14 protein-coding genes, 1 pseudogene and 1 other annotated feature are annotated in these 19,821 nt (G+C 29.5%); of the genes and pseudogenes, 10 read left to right on the top strand and 5 right to left on the bottom strand.

Features of this window, described 5'->3' with window-relative positions; all coding sequences use genetic code 11:
- Window positions 1-129 precede the first annotated feature (129 nt).
- The 6 genes and pseudogenes from B2671_RS10465 to B2671_RS10440 all read left to right on the top strand — a co-directional run bounded on the left by B2671_RS10465 (window position 130) and on the right by B2671_RS10440 (window position 10,135).
- Window positions 130-828: a response regulator transcription factor gene (locus tag B2671_RS10465; protein ID WP_414632632.1), complete on the top strand. Its 699-nt coding sequence runs from the start codon at window positions 130-132 to the stop codon at window positions 826-828.
- Complete coding sequence (locus B2671_RS10460) at window positions 803-3,115, top strand: HAMP domain-containing sensor histidine kinase (RefSeq protein ID WP_346870362.1); 2,313 nt, start codon at window positions 803-805, stop codon at window positions 3,113-3,115. The genes B2671_RS10465 and B2671_RS10460 overlap by 26 nt, the downstream gene beginning before the upstream one ends.
- A 190-nt stretch (window positions 3,116-3,305) precedes the next feature.
- Window positions 3,306-6,951: pseudogene (locus B2671_RS10455) on the top strand (efflux RND transporter permease subunit).
- A complete protein-coding gene (locus tag B2671_RS10450; protein ID WP_346870361.1) occupies window positions 6,944-7,552 on the top strand; it encodes a TetR/AcrR family transcriptional regulator in 609 nt (202 codons plus the stop codon). Before B2671_RS10455 ends, B2671_RS10450 begins: the two are co-directional and overlap by 8 nt.
- 86 nt (window positions 7,553-7,638) lie before the next feature.
- Window positions 7,639-8,190 (top strand): pyruvate kinase alpha/beta domain-containing protein, encoded by a 552-nt coding sequence (locus B2671_RS10445; protein WP_346870360.1) that lies wholly within the window; start codon window positions 7,639-7,641, stop codon window positions 8,188-8,190.
- 358 nt (window positions 8,191-8,548) lie between these two features.
- A complete protein-coding gene (locus tag B2671_RS10440; RefSeq protein WP_346870359.1) occupies window positions 8,549-10,135 on the top strand; it encodes an ABC transporter substrate-binding protein in 1,587 nt (528 codons plus the stop codon).
- A 132-nt stretch (window positions 10,136-10,267) separates the two neighbouring features.
- Here B2671_RS10440 and B2671_RS10435 read toward each other — a convergent pair whose 3' ends face one another.
- Entirely contained in the window at window positions 10,268-11,353 is a 1,086-nt protein-coding gene (locus B2671_RS10435) for a uroporphyrinogen decarboxylase family protein (protein ID WP_346870358.1), read from the bottom strand.
- Window positions 11,346-12,014: a corrinoid protein gene (locus B2671_RS10430; protein WP_346870357.1), complete on the bottom strand. Its 669-nt coding sequence runs from the start codon at window positions 12,012-12,014 to the stop codon at window positions 11,346-11,348. Before B2671_RS10430 ends, B2671_RS10435 begins: the two co-directional genes overlap by 8 nt.
- A 225-nt stretch (window positions 12,015-12,239) precedes the next feature.
- Window positions 12,240-12,462, top strand: a binding site (T-box leader).
- A gap of 253 nt (window positions 12,463-12,715) precedes the next feature.
- On the opposite strand from B2671_RS10430, the gene aspS reads away from it, so the two are divergent.
- Together aspS and B2671_RS10420 are read left to right on the top strand one after the other, a co-directional pair.
- Window positions 12,716-14,005, top strand: coding sequence for an aspartate--tRNA(Asn) ligase (aspS, locus tag B2671_RS10425; RefSeq protein WP_346870356.1), 1,290 nt, complete (start codon window positions 12,716-12,718; stop codon window positions 14,003-14,005).
- A gap of 236 nt (window positions 14,006-14,241) precedes the next feature.
- On the top strand, window positions 14,242-14,913 hold the full coding sequence (locus tag B2671_RS10420; RefSeq protein ID WP_346870355.1) for a rhodanese-like domain-containing protein: 672 nt from the start codon (window positions 14,242-14,244) through the stop codon (window positions 14,911-14,913).
- Here the strand turns inward: B2671_RS10420 and B2671_RS10415 are convergent.
- Complete coding sequence (locus B2671_RS10415) at window positions 14,874-15,101, bottom strand: hypothetical protein (RefSeq protein ID WP_346870354.1); 228 nt, start codon at window positions 15,099-15,101, stop codon at window positions 14,874-14,876. The two genes, B2671_RS10420 and B2671_RS10415, sit on opposite strands and share 40 nt — an antisense overlap.
- Here B2671_RS10415 and B2671_RS10410 point away from each other — a divergent pair.
- Window positions 14,998-15,627, top strand: coding sequence for a sulfurtransferase (locus B2671_RS10410; RefSeq protein WP_346870364.1), 630 nt, complete (start codon window positions 14,998-15,000; stop codon window positions 15,625-15,627). The genes B2671_RS10415 and B2671_RS10410 overlap by 104 nt on opposite strands.
- Window positions 15,628-16,168: 541 nt before the next feature.
- Here B2671_RS10410 and tpx read toward each other — a convergent pair.
- Together tpx and B2671_RS10400 are read right to left on the bottom strand one after the other, a co-directional pair.
- Window positions 16,169-16,654, bottom strand: a complete 486-nt coding sequence (gene tpx, locus B2671_RS10405) for a thiol peroxidase (RefSeq protein WP_346870353.1) — start codon at window positions 16,652-16,654, stop codon at window positions 16,169-16,171.
- A gap of 100 nt (window positions 16,655-16,754) precedes the next feature.
- Complete coding sequence (locus B2671_RS10400) at window positions 16,755-17,306, bottom strand: manganese efflux pump MntP family protein (protein ID WP_346870352.1); 552 nt, start codon at window positions 17,304-17,306, stop codon at window positions 16,755-16,757.
- 573 nt (window positions 17,307-17,879) lie between these two features.
- Here B2671_RS10400 and B2671_RS10395 point away from each other — a divergent pair.
- A complete protein-coding gene (locus B2671_RS10395; RefSeq protein WP_346870351.1) occupies window positions 17,880-19,670 on the top strand; it encodes a MutS-related protein in 1,791 nt (596 codons plus the stop codon).
- Window positions 19,671-19,821 lie beyond the last annotated feature (151 nt).

Raw genomic sequence — 19,821 nt, 5'->3', positions numbered from 1 at the left:
TTAAAAAATGATAGAATAATAATATAGCATATACATGAAATAGATAATAACTTTAGCTAGTTGGAATTAATAACGATTTAAAAAACATATTTAATGTTTATTCGGGAAGATTACTAAAAAGGAGAAACCATGATACCCAAAATTCTTGTTATAGATGATGATAATGATATTAGAAATTTGATTTCTGTTTACTTAGAAAATGAAGGGATGGAGACCATTAAAGTAGCCGATGCGATAAAAGGGCTAGAATTTTTAAAATCAAATGATGTAGATTTAATAATCCTCGATATTATGATGCCAAAAATGGATGGTATTCAAGCCTGTTTAAAGATACGAGAAGAAAAAAGTATGCCTATAATTATGCTATCAGCAAAGTCAGAAGATATAGATAAGATTCAAGGACTGACTTCTGGAGCTGATGATTATTTATCGAAACCATTTAACCCATTAGAGTTAATTGCAAGGGTTAAATCACAACTTAGAAGATATGTGACCTTAGGTAATTTTAACAAAGAAGAAGAAAAGGAAGTTTTAAAAAGTGGTGGATTAGAACTAAACACTAAAAATAAGGAAGTTTTTGTTGATGGTGAAAGTATAAAACTAACGCCTATAGAATTTAAAATTTTAGAATTATTGCTTAAGAATAAAGGAAGAGTATTTTCCATGGAAGAAATATACGAAAGAGTTTGGAATGAAACTAGCTACAATGTAGATAATACTGTAGCTGTGCATATAAGAAGGATTAGAGAAAAAATTGAAATTAATCCAAAGGAACCAAAATATTTAAAGGTGGTGTGGGGAATTGGATACAAAATCGACAAGTGTTGATGAAAAGGATAGAGAGTATGAAGAAATGGTAAAAGACTGCAGAAGAATAAAAATAGCAAAGACTATAGCTATTATAATAACTGTAGTAATGGTCTCCATATCCCTAATTTCCTTTAAAGACATTAGAGTTAATAGTGGTATTTTTGATGAAAGAAGTCTGTATGGAAGTAAATTTTTAGGAAGTGAGATCAACTCTTTTACAGAAAAGATTCTTGAAGTAATGGAACTTTATAAAACAGAAGATTACATTAAGGAAATGAAAAATTTAACCCAGGAAGAAATTCAATGGAAAAAAGAAATTATAAGAAAGAAGATTCAAGAAGAGTATGGTAATGAGCAAAGTAAGTTACATGAAAAATACACTAACAATTGGGAGGAAGAGAAGGTTAACAAAGAGGAAGAAGCTATATATAAAAGTATAGAGGAAAAGTACAATTATAGTGATGAAGAACTAAAAAAGTTAATAGTTGAAGAGAAGTTGGTGAATTACAATAGGTATATTAAGACTTTGGATAGCTATTCAAATTTAAGGTATATTGCCTATGATAAAGCTAATGACATATGGCTTACAAACTATAAACCAGGTAAGGATGCCATTGCAGAGTTAAAGAAAAGTAGTGGTTATTTTTCCGAATATCATATTTCTAGCGGAGTAGAAAACAAAAATATATTTATTAATGGAGAACTTATTAAAGATAAGGAACTAAATGAATATGGTAACTACACCGAAGGTCGTGGAGCTACGGTAGTAGTTACACATAGTTATAATGAGAATGGTAATAGTTATACTAATGAAGAGAGCTTTAGAGTAAAGGGAGACTTGGATATATATATAGCAGTCCCAAGTAAACTAGTAGCTGGAGATAGCATATATAATACTTATGAAAAATTTCTGCAAGCTAATTCTATTGTAGATACAGAAATAGGCATTTTGATAATCTCCTTATTTGGGGTAGTAATTATGATTTTTGTCCTTAGGAAGTTTAGATATAAGCCATGCTATTCAAGTAGAATAGTAGAAAAATTAAAAAATATGCCTTTAGAATTTAAGTTATTAGGTATATTAATGGGATGGATATCTTATCATATGTTTTTTACACATAATTGGAGTAATGAATATAGATACACCATCAATATTAATAATATAATAGTGGTAACATTAATTTTGATAGCTTATTACTTAATTATCAAAGCCTTACTTCAAAATTATAAGGAGAATACACTTCTTAAAGATAGTTATGGAGTAAAACTTTATAATCATTTATGTATAGCTATGGAAAAAGGTACTTTAGGAAGAAAATTAGTATTGGTTATAGGCGTATATGTAGCTATTTGTACTAGTGTATCTTTAATATTAATGGCTATAGTAGGAGCAGTAGGAGCAGTTATTGCACTTGGCTTTGATATAGTTGCTACAGCAATTGTTATATATAAATTAGTAAAAGAATTTGCTTATTTAAATAAAATAACTAATGGTGCTAAGCTTATTTCAGAAGGAAAAATTAATGATGATATATCAGAAGAGGGGAAGGGAGCATTAAGAGATCTTGCTCATAGTATAAACAATATGAAGCAAGGACTTAGAAAATCTATAGAAAATGAGAATAAAAGTGAAAAAATGAAAACAGAGCTTATTTCAAATGTATCTCATGATCTTAAAACTCCATTAACATCAATTATTAATTATGTAGATTTACTTAAAAGAATGGGCATTGAACCAGAAGAAGCAAGAGCTTATGTAGAAGTTTTAGATAGGAAATCTCAAAGATTAAAGATATTAATAGAAGATTTATTTGAGGCTTCCAAGGCTACAAGTGGAGCTATGCAGTTAAATTTTGAAAAAATAGAGTTAAATGCTTTAATAAGACAGACATTAGGAGAAGCAGAGAATAGAATTCAAGAAGCAAATTTAGATTTTAAAACCAATATACCATCAGAAAAAATATATATTAATGCTGATGGAAGAAAGATTTGGAGAGTATTTGAAAACCTAATTTCTAATGCTATAAAATATTCACTAAAAAGCACTAGAGTTTATGTAGATGTGAAATCTGAAAATGATAAGGTATATATAACTATGAAAAATATATCAGCTTATGAATTAAACTTTGATGCTAGTGAGATTACAGAAAGATTTAAAAGAGGAGAAGAATCAAGGAATACAGAAGGTTCAGGCTTAGGTTTAGCGATTGCAAAAAGCATAATAGAACTTCATGACGGAACTTTAGAAATAGGTATAGATGGGGATTTATTTAAGGTGACTGTTGAGTTAAATATTTATGAATAATATATTCTAAAAAATATATAAAGAGAATATACTGCTTGAAAATAGATTAAGTACTTTAGTTAAGTATTTAGTCTATTTTTAAGCAGCTTTTTAATGCCATGAACTCATTGTAACTATATGTAATATATGGTACAATATCTGATGACTGGACGGTCAGTCATTTAAATTTAATAATAATGGGGGTACTAAAGTGTTATCAAAATTCAGTGTGAAGAAACCTATGACTGTTATAGTAGGGGTTGTATTGGTTATTATTCTTGGAATTATATCTTTTACATCAATGACTACTGATTTATTACCTAGTATAGATTTACCTTATGTAGCAGTAATAACTGCCTATCCTGGTGCAAGTCCAGAGAAAGTTGAGCTTACTGTGACAAAGCCATTAGAACAAGTTTTATCTACTACTAGTGGAGTAGAAGAAATTAATAGTATTTCTAGTGAAAACTCAAGCATGGTTATTATTCAGTTTACTCAAGGGACTAATATGGAAAGCGCTATGATTGAGATGAATGGAAATATTGATATGGTTAAATCCCAACTTGATGATGAAGTGGGGACACCTATGCTAATAAAGATAAATCCAGATATGCTACCAATTGTAGTTGCTAGTGTAGACTTTGATGGAAAAGATATTACTGAAACATCAAAGAAAGTAGCAGAGGAGATTATACCTGAATTTGAACGATTGGATGGAGTAGCATCTGTTTCTGGTACAGGGATAATTGAGGAAAGTTTACAAATCTCTCTGAAGCAAGAAAAAATAGATAAGCTTAATAATAGAATTCTTAAATCTATTGATGGAAAACTATCTCAAACTAAAGCAGAATTAGATAAAGCTGAAAAAGCTTTGCAAGATGGTAAAGTTAAGTTTAATGAAGAAAGTGATAAGCAGAAAGAAAAGTTATTGGAAGGTAGTATGAGCCTTTCTTCTGGAAAATCTCAAGTTGAGCAAGGGTTAAAATTATTAATCCAAGGTCAAGAAGAATTAGAAAAAAAGCGTGATGAGATTAAAAAAGAAAAGGAAAATCTAGAAAAAGTTATAGAAGAGGAAATAAAGGCAGGAGAAGAAACTTCAGCAGAAGAAAAGTTAAAATTAACACAACTATCTATAACTTTAGAAGCTACTAATAAAAGTATTGAAGAGATTTTAAAGCAAAAGAAGGAATTAGAGAAGAAGTTATCAGAAGTTATAGGGGGAGAAAAACAATTAGAAGCTGGAAAGGCCACCCTTAACTCTGAGTTAGCCAAGGCACAACTTCAATTAGAAGAAAGTGAAGAGGCTATTAAGAAAGGAAAAGAAGAATTTAAAATTGCAGAAGAAAATGCTTATAAAAAAGCAGGATTAGATGGAGTGATTTCCCAAAGTTCATTAAGTAGTATATTAGCAGCAGAAAACTTTTCCATGCCAGCTGGATATATTACAGAAAATAAACATGAGTATTTAGTTAAGGTAGGAGACCAATTTTCAAATGTAGATGAAATAGAAAATTTAGAATTGATAACCTTGGATATAGATGGTATTGGTACAGTAAAGCTTAAAGATGTGGCAGATATAGGATTTATAAATAATTCCCATGACATGTATGCAAAAATTAATGGTAATGATGGTATTTTACTTTCTTTCCAAAAACAAAGTACAGCTTCCACTGCTGAAGTATCCCATGATATAAATAAAATTATCGAAAAATTATCAAAAGAAAATCCAGATATGCATATAAATCAGCTTAGTGATCAAGGAATGTATATTGATATTGTAATAAATTCTGTATTAAATAACTTAATTTTAGGAGGAATTCTTGCAATAGTAATATTACTTGTTTTTTTAAGAGATATAAAACCAACAGTTATAATAGCAATGAGTATACCTGTAAGTTTATTATTTGCAATAGGGTTAATGTATTTTAGTGGAGTTACTATGAATGTAATATCTTTAGCAGGACTAGCATTAGGAGTTGGTATGTTAGTAGATAATAGTATTGTAGTAATTGAAAATATATATAGATTAAGAAGTGAAGGTATGTCTTCTGCTAAGGCTGCTGTTTATGGTGCAGCTCAAGTTTCAGGAGCAATATTTGCATCTACTTTAACAACAATTTGTGTATTCTTACCTATTGTATTTACTCAAGGAATATCTCGACAACTATTTACTGACATGGGACTAACAATTGCATATTCATTAATTGCTAGTTTAATTATAGCCTTAACCTTGGTGCCTACTATGTCATCTACTATGCTAACCAATACTAAAGAAAAGTCTCATAAACTATTTGATAAAATTATAGGAATTTATGTAAAGTTACTAGAAAAAGCACTTAATCATAAGATTATAATTATAGGTTTAGTGGTAGTATTATTAATTTCTAGTGCTTATAGTGCTTTTTCTATGGGGACAGCATTTATGCCAGAGGTTGATAGTAATGAGATAATGGTATCAATAGAAATGCCTAAGGAAAGTACTACCATAGATGCTAGAGAAATGAGTAATAAGATAATGGATTTAATCCTTACAATACCAGATGTTAAAACAGTAGGTGCTATGCAAGGTGGAAATGGCTCCATGGGCCTTTTAGGTGGTAATGGTAGCAATAAAGCGGTATCTATGTATATAATTTTGAAGGATGAAAGAAGTAACACTAGTCAACAAGTAGCTACTATAATAGATGAAAAAACAAAGGACTTAAATTGTGATATAACTGTAAATTCATCTAATATGGATATGTCAGCTATGGGTGGCTCAGGTATAGAAATTCTTGTTAAAGGTAATGACTTAGATAAACTTAAGGAGATAGCTACTGATTTAACAGGAATTTTAGAAGACACTGAAGGAACAATTGATATATCGAATGGTCTAAAAGATGCATCAGAAGAGACTAGAATTACAGTTGATAAAAATAAGGCACTTAAATATGGACTTACTGTAGCACAAGTATATCAACAAGTGGCTACAGCGATTAAGAATGAAACTAAATCAACTAATATTACCATTAACTCTAATGAATATCCTGTAATAGTTGTAACTGAGTCTAAGGAAGAATTAACAAGGGAAACATTGAAGGATTATACTATAAAAGCTACAGTTAATGGTGAAGAAAAGGAAGTATCCCTTAAGGATATATCTACAATTTCAGAAGACCAGGCATTAGCTTCTATTAACCATAAGAATCAAGTACGAAGTATGTCAGTTACTGCGGGTATAGACAATGATCACAATATTGGACTTGTCAGTAGAGATGTAGAAAGCAAAATAAGTTCTTATAAATTACCAGATGGATACATCATAGATATTACTGGAGAAAGTGAAACTATTAATGAAACCTTAGGAGATTTAATAAAAATGATTTCACTAGCTATTGTTTTAATATATTTAATAATGGTAGCTCAATTTCAGTCATTATTATCACCNNATGATTACTATACCTCTAGCATTTACAGGAGGACTCTTATCATTGGTAATAACTGGTTTCGAAATAAGTATGATTTCCATGTTAGGTTTTCTTGTATTAGCAGGAATTGTAGTTAACAATGGTATAGTTTTTGTTGATTATGTAAATCAATTAAGGTTACAGGGTGTTGATAAAAGAAATGCTTTAATTGAAACTGGAAAGGCTCGTATTAGACCTATACTTATGACAGCATTAACTACTATTTTAGGACTTTCAACCCTTGCTATGGGAATAGGAATGGGAGCAGATATGATTCAACCAATGGCTATCGTGACCATAGGAGGATTAACCTATGCTACACTATTAACATTATTTATTGTTCCTATTATATACGACATATTGCATAGGAAGGCTTTAGTATTAGAGGTTGAGGAGGGTAAAAATGTTTGATAATAACTATGGTAAAAGAGAAATAGATATATTTAATGCTGTAATAAAGCTTATTAATGAAGGTATAGACCTTCATTCAGTAAAAGCTGCTGATATTGCAGAAGCAGCAGGCATGGGGAAAGGAACTCTGTATAATTATTTCAAGTCTAAGGAAGAAATACTAGCAAAGGCTATTATATATAATATAGAAATTCAATTTAATGAAGTATTTAGCATAGTTAATAAAGCTCAGGGATTTAAAAATAAATGTTATGGTTTGTTTAAATTAATAGAAGAAAATTCTAGAAGCAAAAACTCAAACTTTATTCTGGCTTTATCAAGTATTGAAACAGATAAACTAAGACAATATTTAGAAGAAGGTAACCAAATTTTTATAAAGCGAAAGGAAGAAATGTCTGACGCTGTAAGAAGGTTAATGGAAGTTGGAATAGATGAGGGTATAGTTAAAGCACAAGAAAATAGAGAGTATGAATACTATGTGTTTATAAGTGCTATGTTAGGCTATTCAAATTATTTTTGTTCTACATCAAACCTTGAAGCCATGGATATAGAAAAGATAAAAGAAAATGCTTACACTTTGATTTTAAAAGCGTTAAATTAAGGCCTTTAGCTCTGGTACAATTATTAGTAAAGAGGATATATGCTATAATTTAAATATATTATATATAATTTGGGGAGGAAGTTAGTATGTATTTTGAAAAACCAGGAAAACAGAATACTAAAAATACATTAGAGAGTGCATTAAAAACAGCTCGTAAAAGGAGTATTAAGACTATAGTAGTACCTACTAGTACAGGGAATACTATAGAGGAGCTTCTTAAGTTAGATATAGATGGAATAAACATAGTATGTGTTACACATGTTAATGGATTTAAAGAACCCGGAGTTCAAGAAATCTCTGCAGAAAAACTAGAGTTATTTAAAAGTAGAGGAATTAAGGTTGTAACTACAACCCATGTGCTTAGTGGAGCAGAACGTGGACTTTCACGTAAGTTTGGAGGAGTAAATCCTGTAGAAATAATTGCATACTCTCTACGTATGTTAGGTCAAGGTACTAAAGTAGCAGTGGAAATAGCAGTAATGGCTTTAGATAGTGGTGCTATAGGATATATGGAGCCCATTATAGCTTTAGGGGGAACAAGTCTAGGAGTAGATACTGCCATTATTATGCGTACGTCTCATGGTTCTAATATTTTAGATTGTAAAATAGATGAATTTATTTGTAAACCAAGTTTATAGTATAATTATATTTAATTTATTTTATACCCAATATTCCATTAAGTTTATCCGATGACTACTAGCTTTAATACTCCAATCTTCTTAAAAGTGGGAGTAAAGAGCAGTTACGTCCTTGGATAACGATGTCTAGACTTCAGTGGGAGTGAAAACTTCCTCTTAAGCTTAGAAATCTGTTTATAGGACTATCTCAAAACAATTTACTAAATATAAGATGTAATTTGTTTTGAGATAGTCTTTTTCGTGGGTAAATTTCATAATGTACCTATATTTTAAGAATAATTTATTTTTATGCTTAAAATTAGTCTAAAGTGCAAAAGCTAAAGTAAAATAATTTATGTTTTATATCAAGGAGGACATTATGAAACTTAAAAGAATGATTTCTATGTTATTAATAATTATAAGTATAATGAATTTTACTGGGTGCGGTAATTTAAAAGGGCCTAAAAATGATGAAGGACAAATATCTACTACGGCTGGAGGAAATATAATTGTTCCAGTAACAGAGAAACCAGAAATAGTAAACCCTGCATTTACAAATGTAGGAGAGGTTCAGCTAGTGTCTAATATAATTTATTCTCCACTTTTTTTCTATGGAGACGGAGATGTTAGAACTTATCTAGCAGAGTCTGTTGACTTTAAGGATAATAAGGAGATAACTATTAAATTAAAGGAAAATCTAAAATGGCATGATGGTAGACCTATAAATTCAGATGATTTAGAGTATACAATAAACCTAATTTTAGATGAGAATCAAGATTCACCCTTAAGAGATTATTTAATTATAGATGAAAAACCTATAAAAGCAGAAAAATTAGATGAATTAACTATTAAAATAACCCTTCCAGTTGAGAACTCAATGTTTTTATATAATCTTTCAAAGGTGGTTCCTATTCCTAAGCATATTTATGACAATGAAGGTATAGTTTCAACTTCAGAGAAAAATAAGACACCTATAGGATCTGGACCCTTTAAATTTAAAGAATGGACTAAAGAAGATACTATGGTTTTAGAAAAATATGATGATTATTATTCAGGAAGCCCTAAGGCTGATTTCATAACAATAAAAGTATTTTCATCAGAAGAAGTTGCAGAGGAGGCATTTAATAAGGGAGAGCTAACTTTAGTTAAAGCAAGCCTAGAATTATATGATAAAGCCTATAAGGGAGAAGAATTGCAATCTTATACCTTTAGCCAAGGAAGATTAAACTATATAGTTTTTAATCAAAATGTTAGTTCAATGCAAAATATAGTATTTAGAAAAGCACTATCTTATGCTTTAGATAGAAAAGAAATGATAGTTGCAGCCTATGGAGAATCAGGTGCAGAGAAGGTAGAAGAAGGGAATTCAATTTTAATTAAAGAGGCAGAACTATACATAGAAGATGAGGTAGAAGTATATAATCATGATATAGAAAAATCTAAAGAATTAATAGAAGAAAGCGGAGTTGCTATAAATAACCTTAAGTTAGCATATAATAAAGAAGCCTTTGCTCATAAGAAGTATGCAGAAATCGTACAGAAACAGTTGAAAGACATAGATATAGAGGTTGACATAGTACCTTATGAAAATATAGAGTTTTATAACAAGTTATATAGTAAAGATGATGAATTTGCTTTATACATTAGTGGATATTCTTTAGGATTAGCTCCAGAAGATTATAGAAAGATGTTTGAAACAGGCTCTTACTATAATCAAACGGGATATACTAACTTTAAAGTAGATAATTTATGGAAGGTAGGGGCAGAAGAGGTAGATGCAGATAGAAGAAAAGCAATTTATCGAGATATACAACGTCAGATTGCATCAGATGCAGCAATTTATGCTATAGATTATGAACAAAATCTTATGGTAGCACAAAAAAAACTAGATGGAGTACCAGAAGCTAAACCTACAGCTAATATACTTTTTGAAGATTGGTCAAAGTTACATTTAAATAGTAAATAAACTACATGTAATTTAAGCGCTGAAACTTACTTAATAGTTATAAGAAAGATTACTTTCAACAACATAAGGAAATTTTAGCGCTGATTTAACTTTGAATATTTTAAAACTCATTTATAAACCAATAGAATACATTTAAATACCACCATACTTTTTAATTAGAAAATCTATTTTTTCTGGATCTATAGGCCATCCAAGTTCTCTAGTAACATCCAGCATAGCATGGATATTATCTATAGGAGTTTCAACAGGAAGTCCACATCCGGACATTACCGAATAGCCTTTAGGGCTATCATAACCATCCCTTATACATATTAAGGTAGCTACCTTAACTTCATTAGGAGTACCGCTATACATTACAGTAGAAGGATCTACATTTCCCATGATTTTTATTTGGTTTCCTATAGTTTCTTTACACTTTGATAGGCTTACTACATTATCTATGCTAAATGCACTGAAGCCTAAGTCTACTATATCTTGCCAAATAGGATCTGTTTTTCCACAAATATGAACAGAAGGAGTTGAACCTTTATCTTTTATGAAGTTAACTAATTGTTCCATATATGGCGTACAGTATTTTCTGAAATGAGTAGGGCTAATAACAGTGGAAGATGCCATAGGTTCACAGATGCTAATTCCAACGCCTTGTTTTAGAGATTCTTTCACAAAAGAAATACAACTTTCAAGAGAAATTTTGCATAGTTTATGAACGGCTTCAGGATTTCTTATCATGAGTTTGGTCATTTCTTGAACACCAATTAAGAAACATGCATTAGTGAATGGTCCTACTATTGCTGCACTACAAGGAACTTCAGAACCTATAGCATCTTTTACGATTTTCATAGCTTCTATATGAATAGGAAGCCTTCCATCCTTTAATGGGTTTACAGGGGTAAGTTTACTTAGTTCATCTATAGATTTAATTGCTGGTTCAAGTAGGTCTACAGTATTATCTTCTGGATATTTCATTTTTGCACCCATGGCTTCTGAAATAATAAATAAATCTGTAAATATTTTAGCACCATCTCCACCAAATCTTTTGTGGGTTTCTATAACTGCATGGGATAGAGCTTTACTACTATGATTAAACTCAGAAATTTTTAATCCTGCTACCCTTGCAATACCATTGGAAAGATTTGGATTGCATTGTATTCTATCGATAGTGTTTCCTTTAGAAATTGCTATAGCTCTTTCCATAGGAGTCATTTTATCTTTAAGCATTAGCTACACGCCTCCTTGAAACAAGCTCTTTAGCTAAACGAGCAGCCTTTGAAGCCTCAACTTCATAACCATCTGCCCCTATTTTATCTGCAAAGCTTTGAGAGATGGGTCCACCACCTATCATGACTACAACATCATCTCTAAGCCCAACATCATTTAACATATCAATAACTACCTTCATATTATCCATAGTTGTAGTCATTAAAGTAGACATTCCGACTAAGGTAGCTTTTGTTTCTTTTACTTTATTTATGAATTCCATAGGAGGAACATCTCTTCCTAGGTCATATACCTCAAAACCACAGGTTTCAAGCATAATTTTGAATAGATTTTTACCTATGTCATGGGTATCGCCCTCTACTACACCCACAACAGCCTTATGTTTTATCTCATTAGAAGCAAATTTTAGATGAGGTCTAAACTTATCCATACCTGCATACATAGCATCAGAACACATAAGTAGCTCAGGAATATAATACTCCTCTTCCTCATATAAAATTCCTGTCTTATCCATTCCTACAGCTAAACCAGAAGCTATTCCATCATAGGCATCATATCCTAGATTTAGGTATTCGTCAGCTTTAGCTCTTACTAAATCTTCATCCATATCAAGGACGCTGTTACATAGAGCATCTAAAAGTAAATTTTTCTTTTCGTCCATTTTCACACACACCTTTTTGTTTTATTGTAGGTTTCTATAAATTCATAAAAGAATAAATTTATATCCAAGTATATAATAATATTTTTTTTAGAATAATTTAGTATTATTTGAAATAACTATTAGTTAAATTTATTTATTTAAAATTTTAACTAAAGATGATGAAAGAATTATCAAAATATATTGACAAAAATTCTAAAAAGGCATATTATATAGAAAATATATATTTATAATTCTTTGAAAGGAAGAGTAAATATTACTAAGTATGTAAAGCGAGTAGAGGATGGTGGAAGCTCTATGAGAAAAGTAGTATTGAAAGACATCCTGGAGATATTTACCTGAAATGAAAAGTAGGGTAGATCGGATTCCCCCGTTAAAGGGATTGAGATGATAAAGTAAATAATACTTAATCAAATTAGGATGGTACCGTGAATATGCTTTCACTCCTATTGGAGTGAAGGTTTTTTTATTTTAATGAAATAGAGCTCGTTTCATTAATGTAAGTTTTNNATACCGGTATAAGGCATCTTCAAATGTCTTAAGAAAATTAATCTATCCTAATATATAATAATTTCTAGAGTGTAAGACTCTAAGAATTTATTAGTGTTTAATTACTATATCAGCAAGGGTGGTACCGCATATTTTGCCCCTTGAGCCGTTGGCTTAAGGGGCTTTTAAAATGTTTAAATTTAGGAGGTATAACAATGAAAAGAGTATTAGTAAATAATTTAATTGATCATATGAATGAAAAAGTAAAAATATCAGGATGGATTTATCGTGTTAGAAAGTTGAAATCTATTACTTTTATAGTATTAAGAGATAGAACTGGACTAGTGCAATGTGTAGCTGAAAATTCTATTGCTGAAAAAATGGATTTAAAAACAGAATCTGTAGTTTCTATTGAAGGTGTAGTTAAAGAGGGAAAAAATAAATTAAATAACTTTGAGATTGAAATTGAAAGTATTGAAGTTATTAATTCTACAATAGGAGAACTTCCTATAGAAGTTAATAATAAAGAGCTTAACATTAATTTAGACACTATGTTAAATAATAGAGTATTAAGTTTAAGACATGAAAAGATAAGTTCAGTATTTGGCATTCAAAATATACTAGTTCAGGGATTTAGAGAATTTTTAACTAAGGAAGGGTTTACAGAAATTTTCACACCCAAATTAGTATCTGAGGGAGCAGAAGGAGGAACAGAGGTATTTAAGGTTAAATATTTTGAAAGAGAGGCTTATCTAGCTCAAAGCCCTCAGTTTTATAAACAGATGATGGTAGGTGCAGGTTTTGAAAGAGTTTTTGAGATAGCTCATGTATATAGAGCAGAACAGCATAATACCAATAGGCACTTAAATGAATATATAAGTATGGACTTTGAAATGGGATTTATAGAAGATGAAAGAGAAGTTATGGACATGGAAGAAAGACTATTAAAGTATATTTTAAGTAAGGTTAAAGAAGAAGGAAGTAAATACTTAGACATACTAGAAGTTAAAATTCCAGAAATCCAAGAAGAAATACCTAGAATGAAGTTGAAGGATGCCTTAGACATATTAGAAAAAGAGTACGGTAAAGAGAACTTAGATGGAGACCTTGACCCAGAGGGTGAAAAACTTATTTATAGATATGCTAAGGAAAGGTTAAACTCAGATTTCATATTTTTAACCCATTACCCAAGGAGAAAGAGACCAATGTACACCATGCCTTGTGGAGAACTAGATACTCACAGTTTTGACTTATTATTTAGAGGAGTTGAAATAACTACTGGAGGACAAAGAATTCATAATTATAATGAGTTAATAAAAAATATAGAATATAAAGGCCTTAACCCAGAGAATTACAGCAGCTATACCTGTGTATTTAAACAAGGTATGCCAACCCATGGAGGTCTTGCCATAGGATTAGAAAGATTAACGGCTCAGCTATTAGGATTAGAAAATGTAAGAGAAGCATCACTAATTCCTAGGGATAGAACTAGACTTACACCTTAAGTGTCCTCGCGAGCAAAGGGAAAAAGATATTTTATAATTTAGATAAATGTAAAAATGTATAAGTCAATGTGAATGAATTTATAGATAAACTTTTTTTATTTAAAATTTAAATAGAAAAAGTTTATCTATTATTAAATCAAATTGAAATAAAATGAAAAAATATTTACATACTATATAAAAGGTGCTACGCTACAAATGGAAAATTATGAAACGATTAATATAAAGGAGGATAAAACATGAAAAAATCTATAAAAGTAATGTTAACAGCAGTAGCTTTAACACTATCAATGACAGCGTTGACAGCATGTGGTACTAAAGATAAAGCTAAAGAAAATGAAGATTCAAGCTCAGGAGTTAAAACTATATCTACTGAGGAAGTAACAAAAAATGTTAAAGATGATAAGTGGATAGTTGTTGATACAAGAGCAAATGATGCCTATAATGGGTGGAAATTAGAAGGTGTTAAAAGAGGTGGACACATCGAGGGTGCAGTAGATTTTTCAGCAGATTGGCTAAATGCAGATACAGAAAATAAAGAAGAAAGTTTAGCTAAAGACCTAGAAGCAAGAGGAATATCAGCTGATAAAAATGTAATTCTTTATGATGCAAATGGAGAGGATGCAAAAGAAGTAGCTGATTATTTATCTAAAAAAGGATTTAAAAATTTATATACATATGATGTTAAGGAATGGGCAAAGGATGAAAGTAATCCTATGGTAGCCTATCCTAATTATGAAATGTTAGTTCCAGCATCATGGGTTAAAGATTTAGTAGACGGAAAGAAACCAGAAACTTATGAGGGAAAAGAGTTTAAAATATTTGAAGTTTCATGGGGAGAAGAAAAAAAAGCTACAGATTATTTAAAAGGTCATATTCCAGGAGCTGTACATATTAATACAGATGAATAAGAAGAGGGACCACTATGGAATCGTCTTTCAGATGATAAGCTTATAGAGTTTGCTAAAGCAAATGGTGTAACTAAAGATACAACTATCGTATTATATGGTGGAGACACTAGTGCAGCTTCAAGAGCAGCAGTTATATTTAAGTATTTAGGAGTAAAAGATGTTAGATTATTAAATGGTGGAACTAGCAAATGGACAAATGCTGGCTATGAGGTAGAAACTAAATCTAATCCTAAGGTCGCAGTAGAATCCTTTGGTGCAGATGCTCCATTAAATAAGGATTATATTGTTGATTATGATAAAGCACTTACAGCAGTAGATAAACCAGAAGAAAATACATTAGTAGATATTAGAAGTTGGGAAGAGTATATAGGAAAAACTTCAGGATATAGTTATATTGAACCAACAGGACGTCCGGTATGTTCTCTATGGGGTCATGGTGGTAGTGATAGCGCTAGTATGGAAGACTTTAGAAATGAAGATAATACCATGGTTAGTGGTGATCAAATTATTAAGATGTGGAAAGAATATGGTATAACAACAGATAAAAACTTAATGTTCTTCTGTGGAACAGGTTGGAGAGCAGCTGAAGTTCTATGGTATGCTGATGTAATGGGAATTGAGAAGATATCTCTTTATGATGGTGGATGGAATGAATGGAGTGGAAACACAGGAACTAAATCAGGTCCAGTAGCAACTGGAGAGCCACAAAAATAGATATAAAGTAAGGTAATTGATATGATTATGAAAAGTATTTTAAAGTGGATAGGTACTATCATTCAAATTTCAATAGTTATATTCACAGTAGTGATATATACGTTATCCAATAAGAAAATGGGATTGGTTAGACACTTTACTTATCAGAATTATAAATGGGATGATATAAATTTAAGGTTATATTTCATTTGTAGCTTAAGTTTATTAATAATGGCATTTATAATTTCAACCTATGTTAAGTATAAAAAATCAGTTAAATTTAGAAAGACTATTTATTTTAAAATAAATATTATGTTTATAGCATTAAGTATTATATCAATAGTTTTTTCTATAATATTTAGCACAGAAAAACTACTAACATACTATGTTTTTGTATTAGCAGCTATATTTATTTTAATAATAGAATTTGTAAAAATTAGTTTTCTTCAAATGAAGAAGTAAATTTAGCTAATAGTAATTTTAATATAAGTTTAAAGTCCAGGATGTTATCATGTATCCTGGACTTTTTTAAAAAATATATTAACTTAATAGATGCATATCCTTACTTCACAGCTTGAAGTGCAGCTTCATAGTTAGGTTCATCAGTGACTTCACTGCAATATTCTACATAGGTAATTGTGTTATCTTCATCTAATACGAAGACAGCTCTAGTAAGTAATCCTAGTTCATTGATGTATACTCCATATCTATCACCAAATTCTCTAGTTTTATAATCGGAAAGAGTAATTACATTTTTAATTCCAGTAGCTCCACACCATCTACCTTGAGCAAAAGGTAAATCCATTGATATGGTGTATATAGTAACCTTATTAAGTTTAGAAGCTTCTTCATTGAATTTCCTAACTTCCATATCACATACACCTGTATCTATAGATGGAACAACTACAAAGATTCTTTTTCCTTTAGTATCTTGTAAAGTAACAGGTTGTAGTTCATTATTAATTAAAGTAAAGTCAGGGGCCTTATCTCCTACTCTTAGTTGAATTCCTTTTAAAGTAATTGGATTGCCTTGAAATGTAATTTCCAAGCATATCATCTCCTTTTAAATTTATATTCCATAGATATAATATGCTCAAATATACTATTTATTATAAGGTTTTATAACAATATTTAAATAGTAAACAATATTATAAAACTGCCTTTACAGATATAATAATTAAAATAATTCCGCCTAATATTTCAGCTTTTTTACCAAGTAAATCTCCACATTTCTTTCCTATGAAGATGGCAATAAAACTACAAATAAATGTGGTTATACCGATGATACAAATAGCTGGAAGAATAGAAATATTCATAGCACTAAAGCCAATACCTACTGCAAAAGCATCTATACTAGTAGCTATTCCTTGAAAAAATAAAAGCTTGTAGGTAAGGGGTACAACTTTATTTTCATCTTCTTCTTTATCTGAAAATATGCCTTCTTTTAACATATTTGCCCCTATAAATCCTAATATAATTAAAACTAAAATACTAGAATATTTACTTAAAATTTCTGAGAACATTCCCCCTGCATAATAACCTAGAAAAGGCATTGACCCTTGAAAGAAGCCGAAGAATAAAGGCATAGCTATAATTTTTGTTTTAGTATCACCCTTGTACACCATACCATTAGTCATAGATACTGCGGCAGCATCCATACTAAGACATAATCCTATCATTATAATTTCAATAGTACTCATTAAAAAACTCCTTAATCTTATTTTATTAAACTTTAAGTTATCCTCCTCATACAAAATAAAAGACCCATGTATAGCGTAGTTTAAAGTATCTCTTTTATTAGAGACATTTTAATTAAGCTATACATGAGTCTTGTTCTTTAAGGCAAGCCAGATTAAAAAATTAATCATTATGTTGACTTGTCACGTATAAAAGTATTATACGCAAACTACTCCCCCATGATACATTATTTTACTATTATATTATAAAACCATGAATAAGTAAATATAATTTACACTTTTATATAAGTTTGATATAAGTAGAAATATTGGATATAATATACACGTAATATAACATGTAGTAACAGTGAATATCAACAATATAGTTTAAACATAAAATTATACTGAAAAAATATTATAAAATAGCTTATTTATATATGTAGAATTTAACTATAAAACTAGTTAACTAGTTGTTTTGTTCATGCGGGTTTTGAGGATTTGCTGTTTTAATATTAGATTTAAACTTATGTTAAATATATAAGAAATTCATATAGGTACAGTGATGATTTTAAAGTGTAAAAAGTAAGGAGTAATAATGTGGTTGAAGATAAATTTTTAAGCAAAATAAGTAAGTATAATGATGATATTGCTAAATATAAAAAAGAATTTGATAGAATCGGATATTTAAGATTAATAGTAATGATACTAGCATTGTATTTCACCTATATAGGAATAAAAGGAGAAGTGACAAATAGGGTTTTATTTCTTTCTATAGTTTTTTATGGAAGTTTTATATTTTTAGTAATATATCATAGAAAAGTAAAAAATAAATTAAAACTGGCTGAGGATATGATTGAAATTAATAATAGATACCTTCAAAGAATTTCTGGGCAGTGGATAAACTTTCAAGATTTAGGAGAAGAGTTTGTAAATAAGGAGCACAGATATGCATCTGATTTAGATATTGTGGGTAGTGAATCTTTATTTCAATTAATAAATATAACTAATACTTGGCATGGAAGAAAATCGTTAGCTAATTCTTTATTAGAACCTAGGTTTGATTATAATGAAATACTATTAAGACAAGATGCTATAAAAGAGTTATTTGATGACTTGGATTTTTGTGAGGAAATGGAGTATATAGGTAGAAATAGTAGGAATAGATTAAAAAGCCCTGAAAAATTATTAAAATATGTAAAAGATAAAGGTGTCCTTATAAAATCAAAATTAATTAAAAAGATTATATATTTAATGCCCTTAGTTACAATACCAATTACTTTAATAATACTTATATTTAAAATGAATAATTTTAATTGGTTAATGTATTTATTTTTAATTGTGCAAACAATTATATGGACAGTATCTACTTTAAAATTAAATTTAGTTCTAGAAGTGGTTAATTATTTTAGAGGAAACCTAGAAGAGTATTTAAACATTTTAAAGTTAATAGAGAAAAAAGATTTTAAATCTAAAAAGTTAAAGAATATAAAAGAAAATTTATTTAAAGATAAAGATTCATCAATTAAAGCTATAAAAAAACTTTCTAATATATCAGAAAGAGTGAATATGAGAAATAATGGATTGTTATATTTAGCTTTAAACATACTATTTCTTTGGGATTATCAATGTGTATTTTCTCTTGAGGATTGGAAGGCTGAAAATGGTGATAAAATAGAAAGTTGGCTTTCTAATATTGGAGTTATAGAAGAACTTATGAGTCTTGCTGTGTTAATTCATATAGATGAAAAGGTAACATTACCAACAATAAATCCTAGGGGTGCTAAAATAGAGGCACAAGACCTTGGTCATCCTTTGATAAATAGAGATGTACGGGTTAATAATGATTTAAGTATGAAGGAAAATATATTTATAATTACAGGATCAAATATGTCTGGTAAAACTACATTTTTAAGAACTATAGGTATAAATTTAGTTTTAGCCTATGTAGGTGCACCAGTATTTAGTAAGAAAATGGAGTGTAGTTTATTAGAGATATATACATCTATGAGGATAACAGATGATTTAAAAAATGGAATTTCAACTTTTTATGGAGAATTAATTAGAATAAAGGAAATTATTGAAGGTGCAAAGAATAATAAAAATATGATTTTTCTTATTGATGAAATTTTTAGAGGAACTAATTCTAAGGATAGGATTACTGGAGCTGAAGCTGTAATTAAAAATTTAAGTAAAGCTGGAGTTATAGGGGCTTTAACTACTCATGATTTAGAATTATGTAGTCTTTCAGAACATAGTGGAATAAAAAATTATCATTTTTCTGAGTATTATAGAGAAAATAAAATATATTTTGATTACAAACTAAAGGCAGGTAAATCTAATACCACAAATGCTAAATATTTAATGAGAATTGTAGGAATTGAAATTTAATTTATATAAGTTCTTTATATTTAAAGAAAATGGTGTAATTTTAAGTATATATTAAGTATTTTTAAGTTAATATTCTCATGGAAAGTAATATATGTGTTATTATTTTCATAAGATATATAAGTCATCTTCAAAAAATAAATAAGTCAGAATG

It is taken from the genome of Clostridium sp. UBA5119 (genome assembly GCF_002414285.1).
Classification (GTDB): domain Bacteria; phylum Bacillota; class Clostridia; order Clostridiales; family Clostridiaceae; genus Clostridium_J; species Clostridium_J sulfidigenes.
The sequence above is the reverse complement of the archived record's forward strand: the minus strand, read 5'-3'. Positions and strand labels throughout refer to the sequence as shown.

Excerpts from the sequence above, each read along its gene's own strand:
- B2671_RS10445 (WP_346870360.1), top strand. The coding sequence starts at position 7,639 with ATGTATTTTGAAAAACCAGGAAAACAGAATACTAAAAATACATTAGAG.
- B2671_RS10440 (WP_346870359.1), top strand. The coding sequence starts at position 8,549 with ATGAAACTTAAAAGAATGATTTCTATGTTATTAATAATTATAAGTATA.
- B2671_RS10420 (WP_346870355.1), top strand. The coding sequence starts at position 14,242 with ATGAAAAAATCTATAAAAGTAATGTTAACAGCAGTAGCTTTAACACTA.
- B2671_RS10465 (WP_414632632.1), top strand. The coding sequence starts at position 130 with ATGATACCCAAAATTCTTGTTATAGATGATGATAATGATATTAGAAAT.
- aspS (WP_346870356.1), top strand. The coding sequence starts at position 12,716 with ATGAAAAGAGTATTAGTAAATAATTTAATTGATCATATGAATGAAAAA.
- B2671_RS10430 (WP_346870357.1), bottom strand. The coding sequence starts at position 12,014 with ATGGACGAAAAGAAAAATTTACTTTTAGATGCTCTATGTAACAGCGTC.
- B2671_RS10400 (WP_346870352.1), bottom strand. The coding sequence starts at position 17,306 with ATGAGTACTATTGAAATTATAATGATAGGATTATGTCTTAGTATGGAT.
- B2671_RS10435 (WP_346870358.1), bottom strand. The coding sequence starts at position 11,353 with ATGCTTAAAGATAAAATGACTCCTATGGAAAGAGCTATAGCAATTTCT.
- B2671_RS10450 (WP_346870361.1), top strand. The coding sequence starts at position 6,944 with ATGTTTGATAATAACTATGGTAAAAGAGAAATAGATATATTTAATGCT.